The following is a 25,028-nucleotide window of genomic DNA, read 5'->3' on the forward strand; positions in this document are numbered from 1 at the left end:
AGGTTCGTTCAAATATCAACCACACCCAGAATGCCGTCATCCCCGGGCTTGGCCCGGGGATCCACGACGTGCCGGGTACCACGCTTCATTGAAGGCGTGGATGGCCGGGTCAAGCCCGGCCATGACGAGCCTCTAACCCCCCGAGGCCACCGCATCTCACGCTTCCGCTTTCTGCGGGCGGGCCAGCAGCGAGCCGATCGCCTGTTCGATATCGCTGCGCCCGGCCAACACCGCCTCGACGGCGCGGGCGATCGGCATGTCGACGCCGCGTGCCTGCGCCATCGCCACCAGCACGCTGGCGGTGAGCGCGCCTTCCGCCAGCTTGCCCGGCGGGTGCAGGCCCTCGTCCTGGCCGAGGCTGAGGCCGAGCGCGTAATTGCGCGACTGCGCGGTGGAGCAGGTGAGGATGAGATCGCCGAGGCCCGACAGGCCGGTCAGCGTCTCGGCCCGCGCGCCATAGGCCTTGCCGAAGCGCATCAACTCGGCAAAGCCGCGTGCGATCAGCGCCGCACCGGCGCTGGCGCCGAGCTTTCGGCCGCCGACGATGCCGGCGGCGATGGCCAGCACATTCTTGGCCGCGCCGCCGATCTCGACGCCGCGCACATCGGCGCTGTGGTAGAGGCGGAACGAGGACGAGCCGAGCGCGGTGGCCAGCGCCTCGGCCATGCCGGGGTCGCGCGCGGCGAGGGTGACGGCGGTCGGCAGGCCGGCCGCGACATCGGCGGCGAAGCTGGGGCCGGAGAGGATGGCGGGAACCGCCTGCGGGCAGGCCTCGCCCAGCACCTGCGTCATGAACAGCGAGGTGCCGCGCTCGATGCCCTTGGCGCAGGTGACAACAGGGGTTCCTGCGGCGAGATGCGGGGCAAGCTCGGCGGCGACGGCTCGGCTCGCCTGCGCCGGCACCACAAGCAGGATGGCGTCCATGCCCGCCAACGCCGCGAGATCGGCGGTCGGGCGGACATCGTCGGCGAGAACGACCCCCGGCAGATGCGCCGGGTTGCTGCGGGTGCGCGCCATCGCCGCGATGAGGTCGCGGTCGCGGCCCCAGAGCATCACCTCGCGCCCGGCGCGGGCGCAGGCATTGGCCAGCGCGGTGCCCCAGGCGCCGGCGCCGACCACTCCAATGGAGGCGTAGCGCGCGGACATCAGCCGCTGGTCCCGGCCGGGCCAAAGGAGGGAGCCGGAAGAGCCGCCGCCGGGTTGACCGGTGCCGCCGGGTCGGTTGCTTCCGCCTCCGGGGCGCTGTCCGAGACCGCGAGCGCGGCCGCTTCCACCTCGGCCAGCGGCCAGCGGGCCCGGGGGGAGACGTCGAGCCCGTCATAAAGGCCGCGCGCCAGCCGTTCCGCCCCGGCCCAGGCGATCATCGCGCCATTGTCGGTGCATAGTTCCGGCGGCGGCACGGCGAGGCGGGTGCCGCCATCGGCCGCCACCTTGTGCAGCGCCCGGCGCACCGCCTGGTTGGCGCCGACGCCGCCGGCCAGCACCAGCGCGGAAGGCTTCAGCGCCTTTTGCCGCATCACCCGCAGGGCGCAGCGCACGCGGTCGGACAGGATGTCGACGATGGCGGCCTGGAAGGAGGCGCACAAATCGTTCACGTCCTGCTCGCTCAGCGGGGCGATCTTCAGCGCCTCGATGCGTACGGCGGTCTTGAGGCCGGAGAGCGAGAAATCGGGCACCGGCTTGCCGTGCAGCGGGCGGGGCAGGGCGAAGCGGCCGGGGTCGCCCTTCAGCGCCGCCCGTTCCACCGCCGGGCCGCCGGGATAGGGCAGGCCGAGCATCTTGGCGGTCTTGTCGAAGGCCTCGCCGACCGCGTCGTCAATGGTGCCGCCGAGCTTGGCATAGTCGCCGATGCCGGTGACGGCGACCAGCTGGGTGTGTCCGCCCGAGACCAGAAGCAGCAGGAAGGGGAAGGGCACCTTGTCGGTGAGGCGCGCGGTCAGCGCATGCGCTTCCAGATGATTGACGGCGATCAGCGGCTTCTTCGCCGCCAGCGCCAGCGCCTTGGCGGTGGTGAGGCCGACGATGACGCCGCCGATGAGCCCCGGGCCGGCGGCCGCGGCGATGCCGTCGACCTCGCCGAGGCTCAGCCCGGCGGCGCGCAGGGCGCGCGCGATCAGATGGTCGAGAACCTCGACATGCGCGCGGGCGGCAATCTCCGGCACCACGCCGCCATATTCGGCATGGTCCTCGGTCTGGGAATGGACGATGTTGGACAGGATGGTGCCGGTGCCATCGGCGCGCCGGCGCACCACCGCAGCGGCGGTTTCATCGCAGGTGGTCTCGATCCCGAGCAGGAGAAGATCGCGCATTGACTTTACGGGGTTGGACAGTGAATTGAGCCGGCACCGAACCGCTTGTGGCCCGACGGTATCATCCGGCTTCGCAATGATACGGCCATGTCGGGCCACAAAATATTGATATTGTGGCCAAAAACCCGACATCTGAATTTCAGCTGCCGGATTTTACCCACTAGCACCGCAGGACGGCATGACGCAATCGCTTCCCAAACTTCGGCTCGGCACGCGCGGCAGCCCGCTGGCGCTCTGGCAGGCGCATGCGGTGCGCGACGCGCTGCTCAAGGCCCATCGCTGGCCGGACGAGGCCGTGGAGGTGCAGGTGATCCGCACCACCGGCGATGCCATCACCGATCGGGCGCTGTCGGAGGCCGGCGGCAAGGGGCTGTTCACCAAGGAGCTTGAGGAGGCGCTGCTCGACCGGCGCATCGACCTCGCCGTGCATTCAGCCAAGGACATGCCGACCCGCCTGCCGGACGGCCTGCACCTGGTCGGCTATCTCCCGCGCGCGGATGTGCGCGACGCGCTGATCCTGCGCGAGGGCGTGGCGCTGCGCGACCTCAAGCCGGGGGCGAGGGTGGGCACCGCCTCGCTGCGGCGCGAGGCGCAGCTGCGCCGGCTGCGGCCTGACCTTCATGTCTCGCTGCTGCGCGGCAATGTGCACACCCGCCTCGCAAAGGTGGAGAGCGGCGAGTTCGACGGCACGCTGCTCGCCTATGCCGGGCTGAACCGCCTCGGCCTCGCCGACAGGGTCAGCTCGGTGCTGGAGACGGCTGACTTCCTCCCGGCTGTCGGGCAGGGGGCGGTGGCGATCGAGACTCGCTTCGGCGATATCGCGGTGGACGCGCTTGTGGTGCCGGTGGCGTGCCCGGCCACCGGGCTGGCGCTGCGGGTGGAGCGGGCCTATCTCGGCCAGCTCGACGGTTCCTGCCGCACGCCGATCGGCGGGTTGGCGCAGCTGGAGGGCGATGAGATCCGCTTTCGCGGCGCCGTGCTCTCGCCCGATGGCGCGCGCTATTACGAGATCGTGCGCTATGGGCCGCGCAACCGCGCGCTGGAGCTCGGCATCGCCGCAGGGCAGGAGATGCGCGCTTTAGTGCCGCCCGAACTTCTCCCGCATTGACGGTGCGTGACATGCGGGTGCTGGTGACACGGCCACAGCCGGACGCGCAGGCCACCGCCGCGCGGCTTGATGCCGCCGGGCATGGCGCGCTGGTCGATCCCCTGCTCGCGGTGGAGGCGGTGGCGGCCGTCCTGCCGCCGGGGGCCTTCGACGCGGTGGCACTGACCAGCGTCAATGGTGCCCGCCTGCTGGGGGCCCGCCCGGAACTGCCGGCGCTGGCGGGGCTGCCGCTTTATGCCGTCGGCCGGCGCACGGCGGCGGCGGCGCCGGCGGCGTTCGGCACGGTTCATGTCGCCGGGGGCGACGGTGCGGCGCTGGCCGAACTGCTGCGCGCCAAGCTGCCCGCGGGCGCCCGGCTGCTTTATGTCGCGGGCGAGGAGCGGGCGGTCGATCTCGGCGCGGTGCTGGCGGGTGACGGCATTTCCACCGAACTTTTCGTGATCTACCGCACCGTCCCGGCGCAGGCGCTGGCGCCCGCGACGGTGGCGGCGGTGCGGGAGGGACGGATCGACGCGGCCTTCCACTTCTCGCCGCGTACCGCCGCCACCCTTGCCGACCGGGCGGAGGCGGCCGGTGTGGCGACGTATTTCCGCCATGTCGTGCATCTGTGCTTCTCTGCCAATGTGGCGAAGCCGCTGGCGGCGGCCGGTTGGCCGACCCGGATCGCCGCCGCGCCGACGGAAGAGGGCCTGTTCGATCTCCTGAACGGGTAGGCCATCGCAGTCTCCCGAGGTTGCGGCGCAGGGACAGGCGGTCTATCCCGGAACAAGGGCCGGCCCGGCGCTTTATCAAGGTAGAGGTAAGGACGTGGCGACAGACGATCCCAAAAAAGGTGCCGAGGACAAGGTCGAGGCCGGGGGCAAGCCCGCGCGCCGCCGGCCGCCGACGCTCGACCTTTCCGCTCGGGAAGTGACGCCCGTTTCCGACGAGGCGGCGACCAATGAGCCTGTGGTGCCTGCCGGGCCAAAGGCTTCCGCGCCGGACGATTCCACACCCGACACGTCCAAATCCTACACCTCCAAGGCAGGCGACGCCCTGCCGGACGCCTCCAAATCGGACGCCTCCAAGCCGGATACATCCCCCGACATGCCCCCCGAGACGCTGAAGCCCGATGCTGCTGCCGCCACCGACGAGGTGCCGGTGCTCGACGCTACCGGCGAGACGGGGAGCGCGAAGGGCGAGACGGCCGACGTGCCGCCGCCCGTTCATCCCGTGCCCCCGCCGGCCGAGCCGAGTCCGAAGCGTCCGCTTGGCCTTGTCGGCACGCTTTTTGTCGCGCTGCTCTCCGGCCTGATCGGCGGCGCCTTCGCGCTGGGCGTGGTGTCGACCTTCTATGGCGCCGAGGAGAACGTCGACGCGATCACCGAGCTTGAGGCGCGGGCACTGGATCTGCGCCAGCGGGTGGAGCTGCTGGAGGCCCGCGCTGGCGAGGCGCCGGCTGCCGGCCTCAATGCTCCCGCCGAGCTGGCGACCCGGCTCGATGCGCTGGAGAGCGGGCTGAACGCGCTCGGCTCCAAGGTCGACGCCTTGCCGGCGGTCCCGGCCACTGCGGCGGCGCCTGCCGCCTCGCCGGACGATGTCGCGGCGGTGAAGGGCCAGGTGGAGGCGCTGGAGCAGAAGGTGAGCGCGCTTCCCGCGCCGGCCCCGGCCGCTTCGCCCGAAGCTCTCAATGCCGCCACCGCCCGCCTCGACGCGCTGGAAGGCAAGCTCGCGGCTGCCACCGCCGCGCAGCGCGCCAGTGGGCAGGGCACGGCGCAGCTCGTGGTGCTGGGCACGCTGCGCGAGGCGATCCTCGCCGGCGGCCCCTTCGCCACCGAACTGAAGGCGGCGCAGGCGCTGCTGGCCGGGGACGCGGCGCCGCTGGCGGCGCTCGAGGCTTCCGCTGCCACCGGCTTCGCCTCCGGCCCAGCGCTGGCCGCGCAATTGCGCGCCGCCACCGCGCCCACCCCGGCGACGGACGCGCCCGGCACGGCCGCGGATGAGGGAGTTGTCGCCACCCTGCTGAAGGGCGCGCAGAAGCTCGTCACCATCCGTCGTTCGGACGAGGCGGCGGCATCGCCCGACATCGCCCGGGCCGAGACCGCGCTGGCGCAGGGGGATTTCGAGGGCGCGCGGGCGGTTCTCGCCGCGCTTCCCGAGGCCGAGCGCACCGCCGTCCAGCCCGTGCTCGCCGCGCTGGACGCCCGGCAGGCGGCGCTCGCCACCCTCGCCGAGCTGCATCGGCGCGTGCTCGCCACTCTCGCGGGAGGAAGCCAGTGATCCGGCTCGTCGTCTATCTCCTCGTCGTCGCCCTCTTGGCCTTCGGCATCGCCTGGCTGGCGGACCGGCCGGGCGCGGTGGTGATCGACTGGCAGGGCTGGCAGGTCGAGACCAGCATTCTGGTCGCGGCCAGCGCCCTGCTGGCTCTGCTGGCGGCGGTGATCCTGTTGTGGACGCTGCTGCGGCTGATCGTGCGCTCGCCCGACACCATCGCCCATTCCTGGCGCAACCGGCGCCGCAATCGCGGCTGGGCGGCGGTGACGCGCGGCCTTGTCGCGGTGGGCTCCGGCGACGCCGTGGGCGCCCGCCGGGCGGCCAATGACGCCCAGCGCTTGCTGGGCGAGGAACCGCTCAGCAAGCTGCTGGCGGCGCAGGCGGCGCAGCTTTCCGGCGATGCCGCCGGCGCCGAAGCGGTGTTCCGCTCGATGACCGAGGCCTCCGGCACGCGCCTGCTCGGCCTGCGCGGCCTGCATGTGGAAGCGCGCCGGCGCGGCGACCAGAGCGCCGCCCTGCAGGCGGCGGAGGAAGCGGCCCGGCACGAGCCCGGCCTCGCCTGGGCCGCCGACGCGGTGATCGAAGCGCGCTGCCTCAATGGCGATTTCGCCGGGGCGCTGGCGATGCTGGAGCGCGAGGCGGCGCATGGCGCGCTCGACCGGGCGACCCATCGGCGCCGGCGCGCCGTGCTGCTGGCGGCACAGGCGCAGGCGATCGAGCTTTCCGACCCCGCCAGCGCGCGGGATAAGGCGCAGGAAGCTGCGCGCCTCGCCCCCACGCTGGTGCCGGCGGCCGATATTGCCGGACGCCTGCTCGGTGCGGCCGGCGATGTGCGCAAGGCGGCGAAGATCCTCGAAGCCGCCTATGCGGCGACCCCGCATCCCGACCTCGCCGACGCCTATCTGCACCTGCGGCCGGGCGATGCCTCGCGCGAGCGGCTGAAGCGGGTGCGCACCCTTACCGCCTATCAGCCGGCCCACCCGGAAAGCGCCATGGCGCTGGCCCGCGCCGCGCTCGACGCGCAGGATTTCGACGTGGCCCGCACGGCGCTGGCGCCGCTGCTGGTGGCGCCGACCCAGCGCGCCTGCCTGCTGATGGCGGAGCTGGAAGCGGGCGAGCATGGCGATGTCGGCAAGGCCCGCGAATGGACCGCCCGCGCCGTGCGCGCCCAGCGCGACCCCGCCTGGGTGGCCGATGGCGTGGTGGCCGAGGCCTGGGGCCCGATCTCCCCGGTCAGCGGGCGGCTCGACGCCTATGAATGGAAGCTGCCGCCCGGCCTCGCCACGACGCCGATGCTGGAGAACGAGGCGGAGCGGGTGAAGCTGGCGATCGCCGCCGCCATCGAGAGCCGCCCGCCTGTCGCGGAGGGGCCAGTGGTCGATCTGTCGGCGTCTGGCGGCTCGGCGAGCCTTGCGCCGGCACATCTGGCGCCGGCCAATGCGACGCTGGCAAGCGTGACGCCGGAGGCCGGGGGCAAGGCGGAGCCGGAGAAGGTGGCGGCGAAGGCGTCGCCCCAGCTGGCCGCGCTGGCGACGCCTGTGGTGGCGATGCCGCATCTGCCGGATGATCCCGGCCCCGGCGCGCCTTTCGCCGACGAGCCCGGCGCGGTGCCGCGCGGGCCCTATATGTGAGGCCGCGCGCGGCCGCCGCCTTTGAGGGCGGGGCCGCGTGCTCGCCCTCAAAGGTGGCGGTCGGTCCGTCGAAAGCGCAAAGACCTGAAAAGCGCAAAAAAAAGCGCGCCAAGCGGCGCGCTATTTTCCCCGTAGAGGTGCCCGGTCAGAAACCGGCCGCTCGTCCAGCGGCCGGAGGGTACAGGTGCGGCCGGAGTACATCCGTCCTGACCGCCCCTCATCCGGCGAGGCACTGACGAGGTGCCAACGTGCCGGAAGCCCTGTTCTGACGGGGTTGATGCCTATATGGGGCGGGCCACCGGACATTCAAGGGGGCGTTGTCGGATCGGTGCACGCTGTCATCCCGGACGACCGCAGGGCGATCCGGGATCGTCTCCCGCACCTCGGGGCGCGATCCCGGCTCTCCGCTTCGCTGCGGCCGGGATGACAGCGTGCGGAACGGTATGCAGGAAACCGCGCGCCCGTGCCGCTCACTTCACCCGGCGGGTGGACAGCGGGGCGGGGGAGGCGCGGCCGGTGGATTTGCCGGCCTTGGCCGCCGGCGCGAAGGCCGCGGCGCTGCGGCCCTTCTGTTCCTTGGCGCTGGCGCGCGCGCCCTGCTCGCCGAACAGTTCCGCCAGCTTGTCGGTCATGGCGCCGCCCAGTTCCTCGGCGTCGACAATGGTGACGGCGCGCTTGTAGTAGCGCGTCACGTCATGGCCGATGCCGATGGCGATGAGCTCGACCGGGGACTTGTCCTCGATCTGCTGGATCATCCAGCGCAGATGGCGCTCCAGATAATTGCCGGGATTGACCGACAGGGTGGAATCGTCGACCGGCGCGCCGTCGGAGATCATCATCAGGATCCGGCGCGATTCAGTGCGCGCCAGCAGGCGGTTATGCGCCCATTCCAGCGCCTCGCCGTCGATGTTCTCCTTCAGCAGCCCCTCGCGCATCATCAGGCCGAGATTGCGGCGGGCGCGGCGCCAGGGGGCGTCGGCGGATTTGTAGATGATGTGACGCAGGTCGTTCAGCCGCCCCGGCGCCCCCGGCTTGCCGGCCGAGAGCCACGCCTCGCGCGCCTGCCCGCCCTTCCACGCCTTGGTGGTGAAGCCGAGAATCTCGACCTTCACGCCGCAGCGCTCCAGCGTGCGGGCCAGAATATCGGCGCAGGCGGCCGCGACCGTGATCGGGCGCCCGCGCATCGAGCCGGAATTGTCGAGCAGCAGCGTGACGACGGTGTCGCGGAAATCGGTGTCGCGCTCGCGCTTGAAGGAGAGCGGCTGCATCGGGTCGAGGATGATGCGGTGCAGGCGCGCCGGGTCGAGCATGCCCTCTTCGAGGTCGAATTCCCAGCCACGGTTCTGCTGCGCCATCAGCTTGCGCTGCAGCCGGTTGGCAAGGCGGGCGACGATGCCGGACAGATGCACCAGCTGCTTGTCGAGATGGGCGCGCAGCCGCGCCAGCTCATCGGCGTCGCACAGCTCGTCGGCGTTCACCGTCTCGTCGAAGCGCGGGGTGAAGGGGTGGTATTCGGGTGGGCGCGGCTCGGCCGGCACCGCGTTTTCCGGCTTCCACGGCTCGGAGGCATCGTCGGATTCGCCCAGCTCCGCATCGTCGGAAAGCTCGGAATTGGGCTGGTCCTGCTGTTCCTCGGATTCTTCCGGGTTCTGGTCAGAGGACAGGTCGGAATCGACCTCGGTCTGGCCCTCGGCGTTGTCCTCTTCCTCGCTGTCGCTGCCCTTGCCGTTGTCGTCGTCGCGGCTGTCATCGGCCTCGGTGGAGGGGTCGTTGTTCTCGTCGAAGGGGGCGATGTCCTCGCCCATGCCGAGCGAGGAGAGCAGGTCGCGCATCGCCTCGGCAAAGCGGGCCTGATTGTCGGCGGCACCGGAAAGCTCGTCGAGCGCGCTGGCGCCGTGCTCCTCGATGAAGCCACGCCACAGATTGACCATCTCGCGCGCCGCGGCGGGCGGGGCCATGCCGGTCATGCGCTCGCGCAGGATGAGCGAGAGCGCATGCTCCAGCGGCGCGTCGGAGCGGTCGGCCAGATTGGCGTAATTGGCCTTCTGGTAGCGGTCCTCCAGCATGGCCGACAGGTTCAGCGCCACCCCGTCCATCCGCAGGGCGCCGAGCGATTCGCAGCGCGTCTGCTCGGCGGCTTCAAAAGCGGCGCGTGCCTCCTGGCCCATCGGCACCAGCCGCTGATGCACCTTGGGATCATGGCAGGCCATGCGCAGCGCCATGGAATCGGCATGGCCGCGCATGATGGCGGCGTCCTGCTTCGACATGCGCCGGGCGGGCTCGGGCAGGCGCGCGCGCCCGTCGGCAAAGCCGGGCTTTTCCGAGCCGAAGGTCACGTCGATCTCGCGATTGCCGGCAATGGCACGCAGGCAGCCGGTGACGGCGCGCTTCAGCGGCTCGGTCGGGGCTTCCTTGGGCGGGGTGCGGCTGGTGCGGTTCGACGTGGACATGGCAAGCCTTGGATATGGGCAGCCCTCTCTCGGAACAGAGAAGGCGGGACCGGCGGCCGGCCGGTCCCGAGGATGGCCGTCAGGACATGACGACGTTGATGGCCGACTCGGTCAGTTCCTTGCCGAAGCAGCGCTGGTAGAACTCGGCCACCAGCGGGCGCTCCAGCTCGTCGCACTTGTTGAGGAAGGTGACGCGGAACGAGAAGGCCAGCTCCTGGAAGATCTCGGCGTTCTCGGCCCAGGTGATGACGGTGCGCGGGCTCATCACGGTCGACAGGTCGCCATTGATGAAGGCCTGCCGGGTGAGATCGGCCAGGCGCACCATGCGGGCGGCAACGTCGCGGCCTTCCGGGGTCTGCAGGTTCTTGGCCTTGGAGACGACGATGTCGACCTCCTTGTCATGGGCCAGATAGTTCAGCGTGGTGACGATGGACCAGCGGTCCATCTGCGCCTGATTGATCTGCTGGGTGCCGTGATAGAGGCCGGTGGTGTCGCCGAGGCCGATCGTGTTGGCGGTCGAGAACAGGCGGAAGGCGGGGTGCGGGCGGATGACCCGGTTCTGGTCCAGCAGCGTCAGGCGACCGGCGGATTCGAGCACGCGCTGGATCACGAACATCACGTCCGGGCGGCCGGCATCATATTCGTCGAACACCAGGGCGACGTTGTTCTGGTAGGCCCAGGGCAGGATGCCGTCGCGGAATTCGGTGACCTGCAGGCCGTCGCGCACCACGATGGCGTCCTTGCCGATCAGGTCGATGCGGCTGATGTGGCTGTCGAGGTTGATGCGCACGCAGGGCCAGTTGAGCCGGGCAGCGACCTGCTCGATATGGCTCGACTTGCCGGTGCCGTGATAGCCCGTGACCATCACCCGGCGGTTATGGGCAAAGCCGGCGAGAATGGCGAGGGTGGTCGGCCGGTCGAACAGGTAGTCGGGATCGATTTCCGGCACATGGGCGTCCGGTTCGGCATAGGCCGGCACATCCAGATCGACATCGATGCCGAACACCTGACGAACAGAGACCTTCATGTCCGGCAGCGCGGGCGCTTGCGTGAGCGGGGCGGTCATTCTTCCTCCGTTGCCGCGCGTGGTCGCGCGGGCTGGTCTGGCACACGTGCTTCCTAGCAGAAGCCCGCATTCTTGAGATGATTATAGGACTGGATCACGTCGCGCAGACGGTCCTCGGTTGAAATGTCGCCGCCATTGGCGTCGGGGTGGTACTTTTTCACCAGCACCTTGAAACGGGCCTTGATCTCCTCGGGCGTGGCGGAAATCTCCACACCGAGGGATTCGAAGGCGCGGCGCTCGGCATTGCGGATCATCCGGCTTTCGCGCGGCGCCTCCGGCTCCGGCCGGGCGCGCCCGCCCACTTCGCCGAACATGCCGAACGGGTCGGCGATGTTTTCCGTCGCGTGGCGCTTGGCGTGCTCGGCGGCGCGGGCGGCGCCACCCTTCGAGCCCATCTTCCAGGTCGGGCGATGGCCGGTGGCCGCGTCCTTCTGGTAGGCCGCCACGGCGTCGTCCGCCATGCCGTTGAAATAATTATACGACTGGTTGTAGGCGCGGGCATGCTCGAAGCAGAAGCGCCAGAACTGCCCCTCCATCTGCCGGCCCTTCGGCGCGCGATGAGTCGCGGGGTTGCAGCAGCCCTCCCACTCGCAAGCGGGGCCTTCCGCCTTCAGGCGGCGATCGCGATCGGGCTTCACGCGGATGCGATCGAAGAGAGGGGAGTCGAGCTTCATGGTCCGACGATTATGCTGTTGCTGGAGCAGGTATACAAGAAACCGCTGGTTCGTCACCGCCCTGAAGAGACATACGGGGCGCTGGGCCGATCAGATCGCGGTGGGCGGAATCGACAATTCCCTCACCGTACCCGGTGAGGGGGAAGGAGTGTCCCACCCGATTGCGGTTGCATCGGGTCGGGGGAAGGCGAGGGCGAAATGTTGACGCGGCTAGGGGGTGGGCGTACCGCATCGTTCATGAGCACGCAAATCCCACGCCCGCCCACGCCCTCCGATGATGCCGTCGCGCAGGCACTGGCCCGCGTCCGGGCGGCGCTGGCCGAATTGTCGCCGAGCGTCCTGGAACTTGAGGATGAAAGTCATCGGCATGAAGGCCATGGCGGGCATCGTCCTGGTCAGCTGACGCATCTTCGCGTGCGAATTGTCGCGCAGGCGTTCCTCGGCCAGAGCCGGCTGGCGCGCCATCGCCTGGTGAATGGCCTGCTGGCGGACGAGATTGCGCGCGGCCTGCACGCACTCGCCATCGAAGCCAAGGCGCCCGGCGAGTAGCCCCGGCGCGCGTCCTCCCGTCAGCGGCCTGCGCGATATAGGAAGCGCGGGCGCTTTTATCCAGTAGCGCGAAAGGCCTGCCACCAAGGAAGCGGGCGTCGCAGGACACCCCGCGCTGTCGATCACGTCCGCGCGCTGGGCGGGAGTGACGCAGAGGCAGGGCGTTGTCTTTTCGCTCCTCCCTTCCATGTTCAAGGTGTGCTGCCGCGTTGAATGGCTCGCATTCCCTGCGCGTGCGATCCTTCTTCGCAAGGCAGCACAGCCTGATTATCTCAATGTGGGAGGTTGCTGATGTCGTTGACGAACAAGGCCGAACGAAGCCTGATCAGCCACGAGGAATACGAGATTGTCCGCCTGACGCATCACCCCGATATCTATGATGTGGCCGGCGAGGATCTCCAGGCGACCCGCAAGCGTCTGCGCGACCTGCAGGAAAAGGAACGGACCCTGGCGCGGGAGAAGCGGCGCATCTCGCGCGGCAAGGCCGAGCCGCGCGGCGGCAGCTTTCCCGGCACCCAGGAGCGCCCGAGCCAGCGCAAACAGGTGTTCGCCGCTGCCGTCAAGCGGCTCAGTCGGGAGATCGACCGTCGGGCGCGGATCGCGGCGCGGGCGCCGCAGGCCGAGATTGCCGAGAGGGCCCTGGCGATGCGGCGCGAGAATTTCAACGCCTCGCACGCGGCCGCCGATACCGCCAATGAGGGCATGCAGGTCATCGCCAGTCGACGTCGGCGCACCACGGTGCATCCCGGAAAGGTGGGCCGCGTCTCCCAGCGTACCAAGGCAGCCCAGGCCCGCCGCGACGCGAAAGGCTAGAGCGCGATCCGATCCGATCGAATCAATCTGGTCGGTCATTCGCCCTCTAACTCGAAGCGAGAGAACGCGTTATCCGATCCGCTTGCGTTGCAAGCCGGTCGGCGCGTGCTCTAAGCCTTACGGCCGGCGGCGCTTCCGGGCGCCGCCACCGCAGGCCGCCGCAGCGGCGAGATGCGCAGCAGGGTGATGCGGTTGCGCTGCTTACGCATCACCTGGAAGCGGAAGCCGTGGAACATGAAGGCCTGCCCCGGCTCCGGGATGATGCGGGCCTCATGGATGACGAGGCCGGCAATGGTGGTGGCCTCCTCGTCCGGCAGGTGCCAGCCCATCGCCCGGTTGAGGTCGCGAATCGCCACCGTGCCCTCGACGCTGACCGAGCCGTCCGGGTTGCGGCGCGCGCCGGTGAAGGCCTTGTCGTGCTCGTCAGAGATGTCGCCGACGATCTCCTCCAGAATGTCCTCCAGCGTCACCAGCCCCATCACCTCGCCATATTCGTCGACGACGAGGGCGAAGTGCTGCTTGCGGCGGCGGAAGGCCTTGAGCTGGTCGGGCAGCGAGGTGACGTCGGGCACGAACCACGGGGCGCGGGCGATCTTCTCGACATCGAGCTTGGTGGCGTCGTTGCCAAGAGCGATCAGCTCGCGCAGCAGGTCCTTGGCGTGCAGCACACCGATTATGTTGTCCGGCCGATCGCGCCACAGCGGCAGGCGGGTGTGCGGGGAGGCGAGCACCTCGTGAACGATCCGCTCGGGCGGTTCGTCGGCGTTCAGGCTCGCCATCTTGGTGCGGTGGACCATGATGTCGGAGACTTCCAGCTCGCCAAGGTCGAGCAGGCCGCCGAGCATGTCGCGCTCGTCCTTCACCACGCTGCCCTCGCGGTGCAGCAGGTCGACCGTGCCGCGCAGTTCCTCCGACGCGGAAAGCACGTTGGTGGTGGCGCCGAGCGGCACGCCCATGGCGCGCAGCAGGGCCCGTACCAGCGCCTCGATCGCCAGCGTCAGCGGCCCGAACAGGCCGACGATGAAGCGGATCGGCCCCGCCACCAGCAGCGAGACGCGGTCAGGGTGGTTGATGGCGATGGTCTTGGGCAGGACTTCGGAAAAGATGACGACGACGATCGTCATGCCCACCGTCGCATAGGCGATGCCGGCGGTGCCGAACCAGGCGAGCAGTAGCCCGGTTGTCAGCGAGGACGCCGCGATGTTGACGAGATTGTTACCCAGCAGAATGCCGCCGATGAGGCGCTCGCGCTGGCCCATCATCCGGTTCACCAGCGCGGCGCGGACATCGCCGTTCTTTTCGAGTGTGTGCATCCGCGCCTTGGAGGAGGCGGTCAGTGCCGTTTCGCTTCCCGAGAAGAAAAAAGACAGCAGAAGACAGATGATAACGGCGCTGAGGGCAATCCAGTCATATGCGGTCATGGCGCCTTCTTAGCTGGGCTGGCGTTCCACCTCAAGGAAGGCACGGATCTGTGAAGGGTCGACGTCGCGAGCGATGTAGCTCTGGCCGATGCCGCGGGCGAGGATGAAGGTGAGCGCGCCGCGCGACACCTTCTTGTCCTGGCCGATCAGGGCCATCAGCCCGTCCGTGTCCGGCAGCGCGCCGGGAATGTCGGCGATGCGCGTCGGCAGGCCGACGCTGCGCAGATGCGCCTCCACCCGCGCCGCATCGCCTTGCGCGCACAAGCCCTGCGCCGCCGAGAAGCGGAAGGCCTGCGCCATGCCGATGGCGACCGCCTCGCCATGCAGCAGGCGCTGCGAGAAGCCGGCGCCCGCTTCCAACGCGTGGCCGAATGTGTGGCCGAGATTGAGCAGGGCGCGATCGCCCGTCTCCTTCTCGTCGCGGCTGACCACGGCGGCCTTGGAAGCGCAGCTGGTGGCGATGGCCTCGATACGCTCGGGCCCGCCACCGAACACCGCCTGCCATTTGCGCTCCAGCCAGGCGAAGAACGGGGCGTTGTCGATCAGCCCGTATTTGGCGACCTCGGCATAGCCGGAGCGGAACTCGCGCAGCGGCAGCGTGTCGAGGGCGCCGGTATCGGCCAGCACCAGAATGGGCTGGTGGAAGGCGCCGACGAGGTTCTTGCCGTGGCGGGAATTGATGCCGGTCTTGCCGCCGACGGAGGAATCGACCTGCGCCAGCAGGCTGGTCGGGGCCTGGACGAAATCGACCCCGCGCCGCAGCGCCGCCGCCGCAAAGCCGGCGAGATCGCCCACCACGCCGCCGCCCAGCGCCAGGACAAGGTCCCCGCGCTCGATCCGCGCGGCGAGCAGGGCGTCCACCACTTCCTCGAACACGGCGAAGCATTTCGATTTCTCGCCGGGCGCGACCAGCACCGGGGTGGGCGACAGGCCGGCCTCGCGCAGCGCCGTTTCCACCGTGCCGAGATGGCGGTCGGCGACATTGTGGTCGGTGACGATACCGACGCGGGCACCCGGCCGCAGGGCGGCGATGCGCGCCCCCGCCTCGGCCAGCAGGCCCGGGCCGATGACGATGTCATAGGAGCGCTCGCCGAGCCCGACGCGCAGCTGCGTGCGGTTGGCGGCGGGGGCGACAGATGCAGAAGCGGCGGGCATGTTCATATCTCGTCTCCCGAGGCCGGCGCGGCGAGATGGCCAATGAGCGCCTCGATCACCGTGTCGACCATCACGTCCTGCGGCACGTCATGCGACACCACGGTGACATCCGCCAGCGCATAGACCGGATAGCGCTGGTCGATCAGCCGCGCCAGCGTTCCCTCCGGATCATTCTTCAGCAGAGGCCGGTCATCGCGCCGGCGCACGCGGCGCAGCAGCACGTCGAGCTCGGCCTTGAGCCACACACAGATGCCGCGGGCGGCGATGGCGGCGCGCGTCTCCTCGCTCATATAGGCGCCGCCGCCGGTGGCGAGCACCATCGGCCCGGCCTCCAGCAGGCGGGCGATCACCTTTTTCTCGCCATCGCGGAAGGCGGGCTCGCCCCGCAGGGCGAAGATCTCGGGGATCGTCATGCCCGCCGCCGTCTCGATCTCGGTGTCGGCATCGGCGAAGGGCAGAGCGAGGCGGCGGGCGAGGCGCTTGCCGACCGAGGATTTGCCGGCGCCCATCATGCCGACAAGCACGATGGAGCGCGCGCCCTGAAGCTCGCGCAGGCGCGCTGCCGTCTCATCCTGTTCGGGTTCCGCCGTCATCGCACCCTGCTCGCTCAAACGAAGCGCGGACTAGCATTGGCGCAAGGGTGACGCAATGCGAGGGTGACGCAATGGGAAGCCGCCGGGCGCGGCGGTGGCACTGTAACGCTCCGTTCAGACAGAAATGGCAGGGTGAAACCGACATCGCCCGGGTCGGGCGCGTTTCCGCCGGCCGGCCAAAGGCCTTAGGATCGCCACCACCCTCCATCGAATCGCGCAAGGCCCCGCTCCCCCATGCCGAGCCTCATCCGTCTTCTCGTCATCCTCGGCATTCTCGGCGGCATCGGCTATGGCACGCTGTGGGCGTTCGCCACGCTGGTGAAGCCGCAAATGCGCGAGATGAGCATCGTGGTGCCGCCGGATCGGTTCGCCAAATGAACGCGCCGGCGCCCGGACAGGCGCGGCTGTTTCTCGACATGATGGCGGCCGAGCGCGGGGCCGGGGCGAACACGCTGGGTGCCTATCAGCGCGACCTAGAGGATTATGAGGGGTTTCTGGCGACGCAGGGCTCGCACGCACTGGCCGCCGGGACAGCGCAGCTGCGCGCCTGGCTCGCGTCACTCTCCGTGCGCGGGCTCGCCAGCGCTAGCGTGGCGCGAAAACTCTCGGCGGTGCGCCAGTTCCACCGCTTTCTCTATGCCGAAGGCCATCGCGGCGACGACCCCGCCGCCGTGCTGGAAGGCCCGCGCCGCAGCCGGCCTCTGCCCAAGGTGCTGACTCTGGAGGAGGTGAGCGGCCTCATCGCCACCGCCCATGCGCGGGCCGGCGAGGCGGTGTCGAGCTTTGCGGAAGGCGCGCGGCGGGCACGCACGGCCTGTTTTATCGAACTGCTCTACGCCACCGGCCTGCGCGTTTCCGAGCTGGCGGCGCTGCCGGCCTCGGCGGCGACCATGAAGGGCGATGCCCTCATCGTGCGCGGCAAGGGCAATAAGGAGCGGCTGGTGCCGCTGGGCGAGCCGGCCAAGGCGGCGATGAGGCACTACCGCGCCGCGCTGGAGACCGCGAGCGCCGGCAAGGCGGGCAAGGGGCCGGGCACGGCGCCGCCGCCACGCGCGCGCTGGCTGTTCCCCTCCGGCGCCGCCAGCGGCCACATCACCCGCCAGCAGGTGGCGCTGGACCTGAAGGACCTCGCTCTGGCGGCGGGGCTCGACCCCGCCCGGCTCTCGCCGCATGTGCTGCGCCATGCCTTCGCCAGCCATCTCCTGGCGCATGGGGCGGAGCTGCGCATCGTGCAGACACTGCTTGGCCATGCCGACATCTCGACCACGCAGATCTATACCCATGTGCTGGATGAGCGGCTGAAAAGCCTGGTGCGCGACCTGCATCCGCTCAGCGATGGCAGCGGCGATTAAGCGCATTTGCGGCCTTGCCTTGACGTCGCCACCCTCTCGGGGCAGCTTCCGCGCAACTTCGCGGGTTTCCCCTCCGGGCGGCCCCCCTTACCTTGTCAGCCGGTTCAGTCATTTCCAATGCGCAGCTACCTCGATTTTGAGAAGCCCGTGGCCGAGCTTGAGGCCAAGCTGGAAGAATTGCGCGCCATGGCGGCGCAGGGCGATGCGGTCGCCATTGGCGACGACATAACCCGGCTGGAGGGCAAGGCGCGCGACGCGCTGCTCCAGCTGTACGCGAATCTCTCCCCCTCGCAGAAGACGCAGGTGGCGCGCCACCCGCTGCGCCCGCACTTTTCCGACTATGCCGCCAGCCTGTTCGAAGAGTTCGACCCGCTGGCCGGCGACCGCAAGTTCGGCGACGACAATGCCATTCTCGGCGGCCTCGCGCGCTTTCGCGGCCGCGCCGTCTGCCTGATCGGGCAGGAAAAGGGCTCCACCACGGAAACCCGTATCAAGCACAATTTCGGCATGGCCCGGCCCGAAGGCTACCGCAAGGCGGTGCGGCTGATGGAACTGGCCGACCGTTTCTCGCTGCCGGTGATCTCGCTGGTTGACACGGCCGGCGCCTTCCCAGGCCTCGACGCCGAGGAGCGCGGGCAGGCCGAAGCCATCGCCCGCTCCACCGATGCCTGCCTCTCGCTCGGCGTCCCCAATGTTGCCGTCATCATCGGCGAGGGTGGCTCCGGCGGCGCGATCGCCATAGCCACGGCCAACCGGGTGCTGATGCTGGAACACGCGATCTACAGCGTGATCTCGCCGGAAGGAGCGGCCTCGATTCTCTGGCGCGATACCGCCAAGGCGCAGGAAGCCGCGATGAACATGAAGATCACGGCGCAGGACTTGCTCCGCTTCCATGTCATCGATTCGATCATCGCCGAACCCCCCGGCGGCGCCCACCGCGCCCCCGAGGTGGCGATGCAGGCGGCGGGCGACGCCATCGAGGCGGCGCTCGGCGAAATGGATGGAATGGACCCGGCGGCGCTGCGCAAGGCGCGCCGCGAGAAGTTCCTCGCCATCGGCCGGAACCTCTGAGCCTGCCGGCTCCGGCCAAGGTGACGTGCTGTGCCGACGTGCCGGCCCCTCGCAAAGGGGTGATGCAGTGGGTGCGCGGGGCGGGATTGCGGACGCCATCGCTGCGGTATAACGCTTTGGGCCGGTGCTTTGGGCATCGGGCTTTCGGGGAGACTCCGGGGTTGAGGTTTCACGGGTTTTCGAGCCTCTCGCGCCAGGCGCGTGACCGGGGGTTCGGCGTGCGTTGGCGCGCGGCCCTGCTTGCCGGCTGTGCGGCGCTGGTGCTTGCCGGCTGCAATGGCGGCGACAGCAACTCGCCGATGTCCAAGGCCAGCAAGACCCTGTCGCCGCAGACGCTGGCGCTGATTCAGCAAAAGGACATGACCAAGTCCAGCCCGATCGTGGTCCGGATCTTCAAGGAAGAATCCGAGCTGGAGGTCTGGAAGGAAACCAATAGCGGCGACTATGAACTGCTGAAGACCTACCCGATCTGCCGCTGGTCCGGCGAATTGGGGCCGAAGGTGCGGGAAGGTGACCGGCAGGCGCCGGAGGGCTTCTACACCATCACCCCCGGCCAGATGAACGCGAATTCCAGCTATTACCTCGCCTTCGACCTCGGCTTTCCCAATGCCTATGACCGCGCCTGGGGCCGCTCGGGCAGCAATCTGATGGTGCATGGCGACTGCTCCTCGCGCGGTTGCTACGCCATGACCGACGAGCAGGTGCAGGAAATCTTCGCGCTGGGCCGCGAGAGCTTCTATGGCGGCCAGCGCTCGTTCCAGGTGCAGGCCTATCCGTTCCGGATGAGCACCGACAATCTGGTGCGCCACCGCAACAACCCGAACCTCGCCTTCTGGAAGATGCTGAAGGAAGGCAGCGACGTGTTCGAGATCACCAAGGCGCCGCCCAAGGTGGATTATTGCGGCAAGCGCTACGTGTTCAACGCCACCCCGGCGGACCCGAGCCAGAAGCTGCAGGCCTCCGCTCCCTGCCCGGACTACACCATGCCGGAAGGGCTGGAGGAGGCGGTGGCCGCCCGCCAGAAGGACGTCAGCACCAAGATCGCCAGCGCCGGCGCGCTGCAGCCCGCCGCCCCGGTCAAGACCGGCAAGGATGGCGGCATGCACAAGGTGTTCCTCGCCAAGCTGGAAAATCCCGAGCTTTCCGCCCCGGGTTCGCTGCCGCCGGTGGTGAAGCCGCCCGGCAGCGACTATGGCGTTTCCACCACCGAGCCAGCGCCGGCCGAGAGCATCGCGCTCGCCACCGCCGACACGGTGAGCGAGACCGCCGCCGTGCCGCTGCCGGCGCCGCGTCCTGACGACGCGCCGGGTGGTCCGCGCACCGCGGTCGCAGCCGCCCCGGCCACGGGCGGGCTCTTCAGCCTGTTCGGCGCCCTCGCTCCCACTGAGACGAAGCCGGCCGACGCTGTGGCCGCGCCGGCGGCTGCCGCGCCGCCCCAGGCCGCGAGCGCGCCGGCCGACGCACAGGCCCGGCCGCCCGAGCGCGCGGCGCTGCCGCAGGTCGCGGCGCTCGATGCCGGCAGCAATGGCGGCTTTCTCGACAGCCTGAAGAACTGGTTTGGCGGCAGCACGCCGCCGGCGGCCGCCCCGGCCGAGCCGATCGCCGATGTGCCGGTGCCGCCCGTCCGTCCGCCGGTGCCGCGCCAGGCTACGACGGTGCCCGCCGCCCCGCCGCAGACACCCCGCGCCAGCCAGCCGGCTCCCATTGCCGCGCCGGCTGCAGGTGCGGCGTCTCCCGCCCGTCCCTCGGTGGCGTCGTCCAGCGGCGAAGCGGTGTCCGGCACCGTGCCGACCCTGCCGGGCGCCGCCGGCATCCTGGCGCCGGGCAGCTTCTCCACGGTTCAGTAGGCGCAGCGCGCCGTTTCAGGCGATGACAGAACTGTGGATGCTGGCAACCCGCCAGCCGGCCGGCTCGCGACGCCAGATGCGGGTGAAGCGCAGCTTCGCCTCGAAGGGCGCGCCACCCGCCGTGCCGCTGGCATCGGCCCGCAGTACCGCCCGCACCACGCCCGGGGCGATCGAACTCAAGCGGTAGTCCGAAAAAGCCAGCGTCTCCAGCGCAAACGCGCCGGTGCGGTGAAGGTCGAGATCGTCTTGCTTGCTCAGCACGTGGCCGAACTGGTTGACGAAGACCAGGTCGTCGGCCAGCAGCGCATCGAGCGCGGCGACATCGCCGGCGAGAGCGGCCGCGCACAGAAGCCGCTCGGCGGCTGCGACGCTGTGCAGGTCCGCCTCAGTCGGATCATCCTGCACCGCGCCGCCGCTCATTGCCCTGCCTCAGACGAACTTGCCGTGGCAGTGCTTGTATTTGAGCCCCGAGCCGCAGGGGCAGGCCTCGTTGCGCCCAACCCGGCCCCAGGTGGAGGGGTCATCGGGGTTGCGCGGCGGCGCGGCGGGGTCGTCGGCCGGCGCCAGCGTCGCCTCGGCGGCGAGCTCGGCATCGGCGAGCGCGAACTCGTCCTCGCCGGTGGCGGGGTCGATATGGTGCGGCGCCATGGGCGGCATGTCGTCGGTCTGCGGCGCGGCCATCACCTCGACCCGCATCAGCTGGGCGGTCACGGCCTCGCGCAGATTGGCGAGCATGGCCTCGAACAGCTGGAAGGCTTCCGACTTGTACTCGTTCAGCGGGTCGCGCTGGGCATAGCCGCGCAGGCCGATGACCTGGCGCAGATGATCGAGCGTCACCAGATGCTCGCGCCAGAGATGGTCCAGCGTCTGCAGCAGGATCGACTTCTCGACATAGCGCATGATGTCGGGGCCGTATTTGGCCGCCTTCAGCGCCATCGCCTCGTCGGCCCGGCGCTGCACGCGCTCGCGCATCTCTTCGTCGGCGATGCCTTCCTCGGCCGCCCATTCCTTGACCGGCAGGTCGAGCCCCAGCACGCGCTGGAGCTGCTCGGCAAGGCCCTCCGTGTCCCATTGCTCGGGATAGGCACTGGGGGGAACATGCTTGACGACGATGTCCTCGATGATGCCGTGGCGCATCTCGGCCACCGTCTCGGCGACGTCCTCGTCCTGCATCAGCTCGACGCGCTGCTCGAACACCACCTTGCGCTGGTCGTTCATCACGTCGTCATATTTCAGCAGGTTCTTGCGGATGTCGTAATTGCGCGCCTCGACCTTCTGCTGCGCCTTCTCCAGCGCCCGGTTGATCCAGGGATGGACGATGGCCTCGCCCTCCTTGAGGCCGAGCTTCTGCAGCATACCGTCGAGCCGGTCCGACCCGAAGATCCGCATAAGATCGTCTTCCAGCGAAAGGAAGAAGTGCGAATGGCCGGGGTCGCCCTGGCGGCCGGAGCGGCCGCGCAGCTGGTTGTCGATGCGCCGGCTCTCGTGCCGCTCGGTGCCGATGACATAGAGCCCGCCGGCTTCCAGCGCCTTCGCCTTCAGCTTGCCGACTTCCGCACGGATCTGGGCCTCGGCGGCGGCGCGCTGCTCGCCCTCCGGCATGTCGCCGAGTTCGTGGGAAATCCGCATGTCGGCATTGCCGCCGAGCTGGATGTCGGTGCCGCGGCCGGCCATGTTGGTGGCGATGGTGACGGCGCCGGGCACGCCGGCCTGGCTGACGATGTAGGATTCTTGCTCATGGTGGCGGGCATTGAGCACCGCGAACACCTGGTCGTCCGCCGTGCCCTGGTCGCCGTCATAGAGCGGACGGAAGGCGTCGGGGTCGGAAAAGTCCTTCTGCTTGAAGCCGCGCTTCTTCAGCAGCTCGGCCAGCAGTTCCGACTTTTCGATCGAGGTGGTGCCGACCAGCACCGGCTGGCCACGGCTCTTGCAGTCGGTGATGAGGTCGATGATGGCGTTGTATTTCTCGGTCGCCGTCCGGTAGACCTCGTCATCGTCGTCGACACGCTGCACCGGCAGGTTGGTCGGAATCTCGATCACTTCGAGATTGTAGATGTCCTGGAACTCCGCCGCCTCGGTATTGGCCGTGCCGGTCATGCCGGCCAGCTTCTCATACATGCGGAAATAGTTCTGGAAGGTGATGGAGGCCAGCGTCTGGTTCTCGGGCTGGACCTGCACCCGCTCCTTGGCTTCCAGAGCCTGGTGCAGCCCTTCCGAATAGCGCCGGCCCGGCATCATGCGGCCGGTGAACTCGTCGATGATGACGACTTCATTGTTGCGGACGATATAGTCCTTGTCGCGCTGGAACAGCGTGTGGGCGCGCAGGGCCTGGTTGACGTGATGGACGACCGAGACATTCTCGATGTCGTAGAGGCTCTCGCCCTTGAGGATGCCGGCGTCGCGCAGCAGGTTCTCGGCCTTTTCCATGCCGGCTTCGGTCAGGGCGACCGAGCGCTGCTTCTCGTCGACGTCGTAATCCTCCTTCGTCAGCCTGGGGATATAGGCGTCGATGGTGGTGTAGAAGTCCGAGCGGTCGTCGAGCGGGCCGGAAATGATCAGCGGCGTGCGGGCTTCGTCGACCAGGATCGAGTCCACCTCGTCGACCACGGCGTAGAAGTGCGGGCGCTGGACCATCTGGTTCAGCTCATACTTCATGTTGTCGCGCAGATAGTCGAAGCCGAGCTCGTTATTGGTGGCGTAGGTGACGTCGCAGGCATAGGCGGCGCGGCGCTCATTGTCGTCGAGGCCGTGATGGATGATGCCGGTGGTGAGGCCGAGGAAGCGGTAGACGCGCCCCATCCACTCGGCGTCGCGCTTGGCGAGGTAGTCGTTGACCGTGACGACGTGGACGCCCTTGCCGGTCAGCGCGTTGAGATAGACCGGCGCGGTGGCGACCAGGGTCTTGCCTTCGCCGGTCCGCATCTCGGCGATGCCGCGCTCATGCAGCACCATGCCGCCGATGAGCTGCACGTCGAAATGCCGCTGGCCCAGCGCCCGGCGGGACGCCTCGCGCACGGTGGCGAAGGCCGGGACCAGCAGGTCGTCCAGGCTTGCGCCCTTGGCCAATTGCTCGCGGAAGGTAATGGTGCGGGCGCGCAGAGCCTCGTCGGAGAGCGCCTTCAGCTCCGGTTCGAGCGCGTTGATGGCCGCGACCTTGGGCTGATAGCCGCGCACGCGGCGGTCATTGGCCGATCCGAAGAGCTTTCGCGCGAGAGCGCCGAACATGAGACTTCCAATCCGAGTCCGCCAGGAGCAGGTGTCGGACGGGCGGTGACGGGCCGCCGCATCCTCTTGAGCAAGCTGCGGGCGCGAGCGCGCGGGCTGAAGCCTCATCGAGACGCCATTTGCGGCCGAAATGGGTCTTCAGGGCCGGGCCGCCGCGAACGGCTTGCGGGTTCTTGCGTCACATAAGCGCGAGTGCCGGCGAGAACCCGCACCGCGTGCCACACTTATGAACGGGTTTGGGGGTTGTCAATCGCAGGCCGGACGACAGTTTTGCTAACCTGCAAGCCATCGCCCCGGCGGTCCCGTCCCCGACGCTCCGGCGGCGAAAAATCTGGCGTCGGTGATCTTACACGCTTGCAACCTGAACCCGGCTGGGCCAGCTTTCGCGGCCCCGCAGCGGCCAACCGAAAATTGAGGAACGCTCCATGACCCGTCATAGCCCGCACACCGCGCCCAAGGCGGCCCATCGCCCCGCCGGCCGGGTCACCTCCAGCCCGCTGCGCGCCGGTCTTCTCGCCGCCCTGATCGGCACGGCCTTCCTTCCGGCGCTGCCCGCGCTCGCCCAGGACGCAGCGGCACCCGCCCCGGCGACCGCCGCCGCGCAGAGCGATGACCCGGTGCTCGCCACCGTCAACGGCACGCCAATCCGCCGCAGCGACGTAACCGCCGCCGCCGCCGAACTGGCCCCGAACCTGCCCCAGCAGATCCAGGGCCCGGCGCGCGACGAATATGTGCTCGGCTTCCTCATCGACCTCAACGCTATGGCGCAGGCCGCCGAGGCCGAGAAGCTCTATGAGACCGATGCCTTCAAGCGCGAGATGGAATTCATCCGCAAGCGCGTGCTGATGCAGGCCATTCTCACCAAGGCCACCAAGGCTGCCCTCACCGACGAGGCGATGAAGCAGACCTACCAGGAAGCCGTGGCGCAGCAGAAGCCGGAGAAGGAAGTGCGCGCCCGCCACATCCTGTTCCGCGCCGACCCGAAGGACCCGGCCTCGGGCGCCGCTGCCGAGAAGAAGGCGCAGGATGTCGAGGCCCAGCTGAAGAAGGGCGCGGACTTCGCCAAGCTGGCCACCGAGCTGACCGAGGATCCCTCGGGCAAGGCCGATGGCGGCGATCTCGGCTTCTTCACCAAGGAGCAGATGGTGCCGGAATTCGCCGAAGTCGCCTTCGAGCTGAAGCCCGGCGAAGTCTCCAAGCCGGTGAAGACCCAGTTCGGCTGGCACGTTATCAAGCTTGAGGAAACGCGCGAGCGGCCGGTGCCGACCTTCGAGGAAGTGAAGCCGCAGATCGAGCAGTTCGTGGCGCAGAAGGCGCAGGCCGAGGTGGTGCAGAAGACCCGCGACGCCGCCAAGGTGGAGAAGACCGAGGCGGCGCCGAAGCCCGGCGACCTCCTCACCCCGCCCGCCGCTACCCCCGCCAAGCCGACGCCGTGATCGGGAGCACGCGCCGATCAGCCGGCAACGCACGCTGATCGGATTGCGCTCGACGCGCCGTTTCGGACGGCGCGG

Annotated in this window: 21 protein-coding genes; 11 read left to right on the top strand and 10 right to left on the bottom strand. The window is 69.3% G+C overall.

Features of this window, described 5'->3' with window-relative positions; genetic code table 11:
- Positions 1-156 precede the first annotated feature (156 nt).
- Positions 157-1,146 (bottom strand): NAD(P)H-dependent glycerol-3-phosphate dehydrogenase, encoded by a 990-nt coding sequence (locus J2S76_RS21425; protein ID WP_307063903.1) that lies wholly within the window; start codon positions 1,144-1,146, stop codon positions 157-159.
- Positions 1,146-2,309 carry a tRNA (adenosine(37)-N6)-threonylcarbamoyltransferase complex transferase subunit TsaD gene (tsaD, locus tag J2S76_RS21430; protein ID WP_307063904.1) on the bottom strand — a complete coding sequence of 388 codons (1,164 nt, stop codon included), beginning with the start codon at positions 2,307-2,309 and terminating at the stop codon, positions 1,146-1,148. The genes J2S76_RS21425 and tsaD overlap by 1 nt, the downstream gene beginning before the upstream one ends.
- Positions 2,310-2,487: 178 nt before the next feature.
- Between tsaD and hemC the strand changes: the two genes are divergently transcribed.
- From hemC to J2S76_RS21450, 4 genes are all read left to right on the top strand, one after another.
- A complete protein-coding gene (gene hemC, locus J2S76_RS21435; RefSeq protein ID WP_307063906.1) occupies positions 2,488-3,417 on the top strand; it encodes a hydroxymethylbilane synthase in 930 nt (309 codons plus the stop codon).
- Between the two features lie 11 nt (positions 3,418-3,428).
- Entirely contained in the window at positions 3,429-4,130 is a 702-nt protein-coding gene (locus J2S76_RS21440; protein WP_307063908.1) for a uroporphyrinogen-III synthase, read from the top strand.
- A 94-nt stretch (positions 4,131-4,224) separates the two neighbouring features.
- Positions 4,225-5,676: a COG4223 family protein gene (locus J2S76_RS21445; protein ID WP_307063909.1), complete on the top strand. Its 1,452-nt coding sequence runs from the start codon at positions 4,225-4,227 to the stop codon at positions 5,674-5,676.
- Positions 5,673-7,301 carry a heme biosynthesis protein HemY gene (locus J2S76_RS21450; protein WP_307063911.1) on the top strand — a complete coding sequence of 543 codons (1,629 nt, stop codon included), beginning with the start codon at positions 5,673-5,675 and terminating at the stop codon, positions 7,299-7,301. The genes J2S76_RS21445 and J2S76_RS21450 overlap by 4 nt, the downstream gene beginning before the upstream one ends.
- A 470-nt stretch (positions 7,302-7,771) precedes the next feature.
- On the opposite strand, the gene cobT is transcribed toward J2S76_RS21450, so the two are convergent.
- From cobT to J2S76_RS21465, 3 genes are all read right to left on the bottom strand, one after another.
- Positions 7,772-9,751 carry a cobaltochelatase subunit CobT gene (gene cobT / locus J2S76_RS21455; protein ID WP_307063913.1) on the bottom strand — a complete coding sequence of 660 codons (1,980 nt, stop codon included), beginning with the start codon at positions 9,749-9,751 and terminating at the stop codon, positions 7,772-7,774.
- A gap of 79 nt (positions 9,752-9,830) precedes the next feature.
- A complete protein-coding gene (gene cobS / locus J2S76_RS21460) occupies positions 9,831-10,817 on the bottom strand; it encodes a cobaltochelatase subunit CobS (protein ID WP_307063915.1) in 987 nt (328 codons plus the stop codon).
- A 53-nt stretch (positions 10,818-10,870) separates the two neighbouring features.
- Positions 10,871-11,491, bottom strand: a complete 621-nt coding sequence (locus J2S76_RS21465) for a J domain-containing protein (protein WP_018387457.1) — start codon at positions 11,489-11,491, stop codon at positions 10,871-10,873.
- A 237-nt stretch (positions 11,492-11,728) separates the two neighbouring features.
- Between J2S76_RS21465 and J2S76_RS21470 the strand changes: the two genes are divergently transcribed.
- Both J2S76_RS21470 and J2S76_RS21475 read left to right on the top strand, forming a co-directional pair.
- Complete coding sequence (locus tag J2S76_RS21470) at positions 11,729-12,040, top strand: BolA family protein (protein ID WP_307063917.1); 312 nt, start codon at positions 11,729-11,731, stop codon at positions 12,038-12,040.
- A gap of 291 nt (positions 12,041-12,331) precedes the next feature.
- Positions 12,332-12,853, top strand: a complete 522-nt coding sequence (locus J2S76_RS21475; RefSeq protein WP_307063919.1) for a hypothetical protein — start codon at positions 12,332-12,334, stop codon at positions 12,851-12,853.
- Between the two features lie 110 nt (positions 12,854-12,963).
- Here J2S76_RS21475 and J2S76_RS21480 read toward each other — a convergent pair whose 3' ends face one another.
- The 3 genes from J2S76_RS21480 to J2S76_RS21490 are packed head-to-tail and all read right to left on the bottom strand — an operon-like array spanning position 12,964 to position 16,022.
- Entirely contained in the window at positions 12,964-14,274 is a 1,311-nt protein-coding gene (locus J2S76_RS21480; RefSeq protein ID WP_307063921.1) for an HlyC/CorC family transporter, read from the bottom strand.
- A 9-nt stretch (positions 14,275-14,283) separates the two neighbouring features.
- Entirely contained in the window at positions 14,284-15,435 is a 1,152-nt protein-coding gene (gene aroB / locus J2S76_RS21485; protein ID WP_307063922.1) for a 3-dehydroquinate synthase, read from the bottom strand.
- Positions 15,432-16,022 (bottom strand): shikimate kinase, encoded by a 591-nt coding sequence (locus J2S76_RS21490; protein ID WP_307063924.1) that lies wholly within the window; start codon positions 16,020-16,022, stop codon positions 15,432-15,434. The genes aroB and J2S76_RS21490 overlap by 4 nt, the downstream gene beginning before the upstream one ends.
- Before the next feature lie 234 nt (positions 16,023-16,256).
- Between J2S76_RS21490 and J2S76_RS21495 the strand changes: the two genes are divergently transcribed.
- The 4 genes from J2S76_RS21495 (at position 16,257) to J2S76_RS21510 (ending at position 20,292) form a co-directional block, all read left to right on the top strand.
- Positions 16,257-16,400: a hypothetical protein gene (locus J2S76_RS21495; protein WP_018387451.1), complete on the top strand. Its 144-nt coding sequence runs from the start codon at positions 16,257-16,259 to the stop codon at positions 16,398-16,400.
- Positions 16,397-17,374: a site-specific tyrosine recombinase XerD gene (locus J2S76_RS21500; protein ID WP_307063928.1), complete on the top strand. Its 978-nt coding sequence runs from the start codon at positions 16,397-16,399 to the stop codon at positions 17,372-17,374. Before J2S76_RS21495 ends, J2S76_RS21500 begins: the two co-directional genes overlap by 4 nt.
- 117 nt (positions 17,375-17,491) lie before the next feature.
- On the top strand, positions 17,492-18,445 hold the full coding sequence (locus J2S76_RS21505) for an acetyl-CoA carboxylase carboxyltransferase subunit alpha (RefSeq protein WP_307063930.1): 954 nt from the start codon (positions 17,492-17,494) through the stop codon (positions 18,443-18,445).
- Positions 18,446-18,663: 218 nt separating this feature from the next.
- Entirely contained in the window at positions 18,664-20,292 is a 1,629-nt protein-coding gene (locus J2S76_RS21510) for a L,D-transpeptidase family protein (protein WP_307063931.1), read from the top strand.
- 15 nt (positions 20,293-20,307) lie between these two features.
- Here J2S76_RS21510 and J2S76_RS21515 read toward each other — a convergent pair whose 3' ends face one another.
- Together J2S76_RS21515 and secA are read right to left on the bottom strand one after the other, a co-directional pair.
- Positions 20,308-20,712 (bottom strand): nuclear transport factor 2 family protein, encoded by a 405-nt coding sequence (locus tag J2S76_RS21515; RefSeq protein WP_307063933.1) that lies wholly within the window; start codon positions 20,710-20,712, stop codon positions 20,308-20,310.
- Between the two features lie 9 nt (positions 20,713-20,721).
- The gene (gene secA / locus J2S76_RS21520) at positions 20,722-23,517 is read right to left on the bottom strand and encodes a preprotein translocase subunit SecA (RefSeq protein WP_307063935.1); all 2,796 of its coding nucleotides are present in this window, start codon (positions 23,515-23,517) and stop codon (positions 20,722-20,724) included.
- 425 nt (positions 23,518-23,942) lie between these two features.
- On the opposite strand from secA, the gene J2S76_RS21525 reads away from it, so the two are divergent.
- Positions 23,943-24,953 carry a peptidylprolyl isomerase gene (locus J2S76_RS21525; protein ID WP_307063937.1) on the top strand — a complete coding sequence of 337 codons (1,011 nt, stop codon included), beginning with the start codon at positions 23,943-23,945 and terminating at the stop codon, positions 24,951-24,953.
- Positions 24,954-25,028: the final 75 nt, after the last annotated feature.

Source organism: Ancylobacter vacuolatus (genome assembly GCF_030813595.1).
Lineage (GTDB): Bacteria > Pseudomonadota > Alphaproteobacteria > Rhizobiales > Xanthobacteraceae > Ancylobacter > Ancylobacter vacuolatus.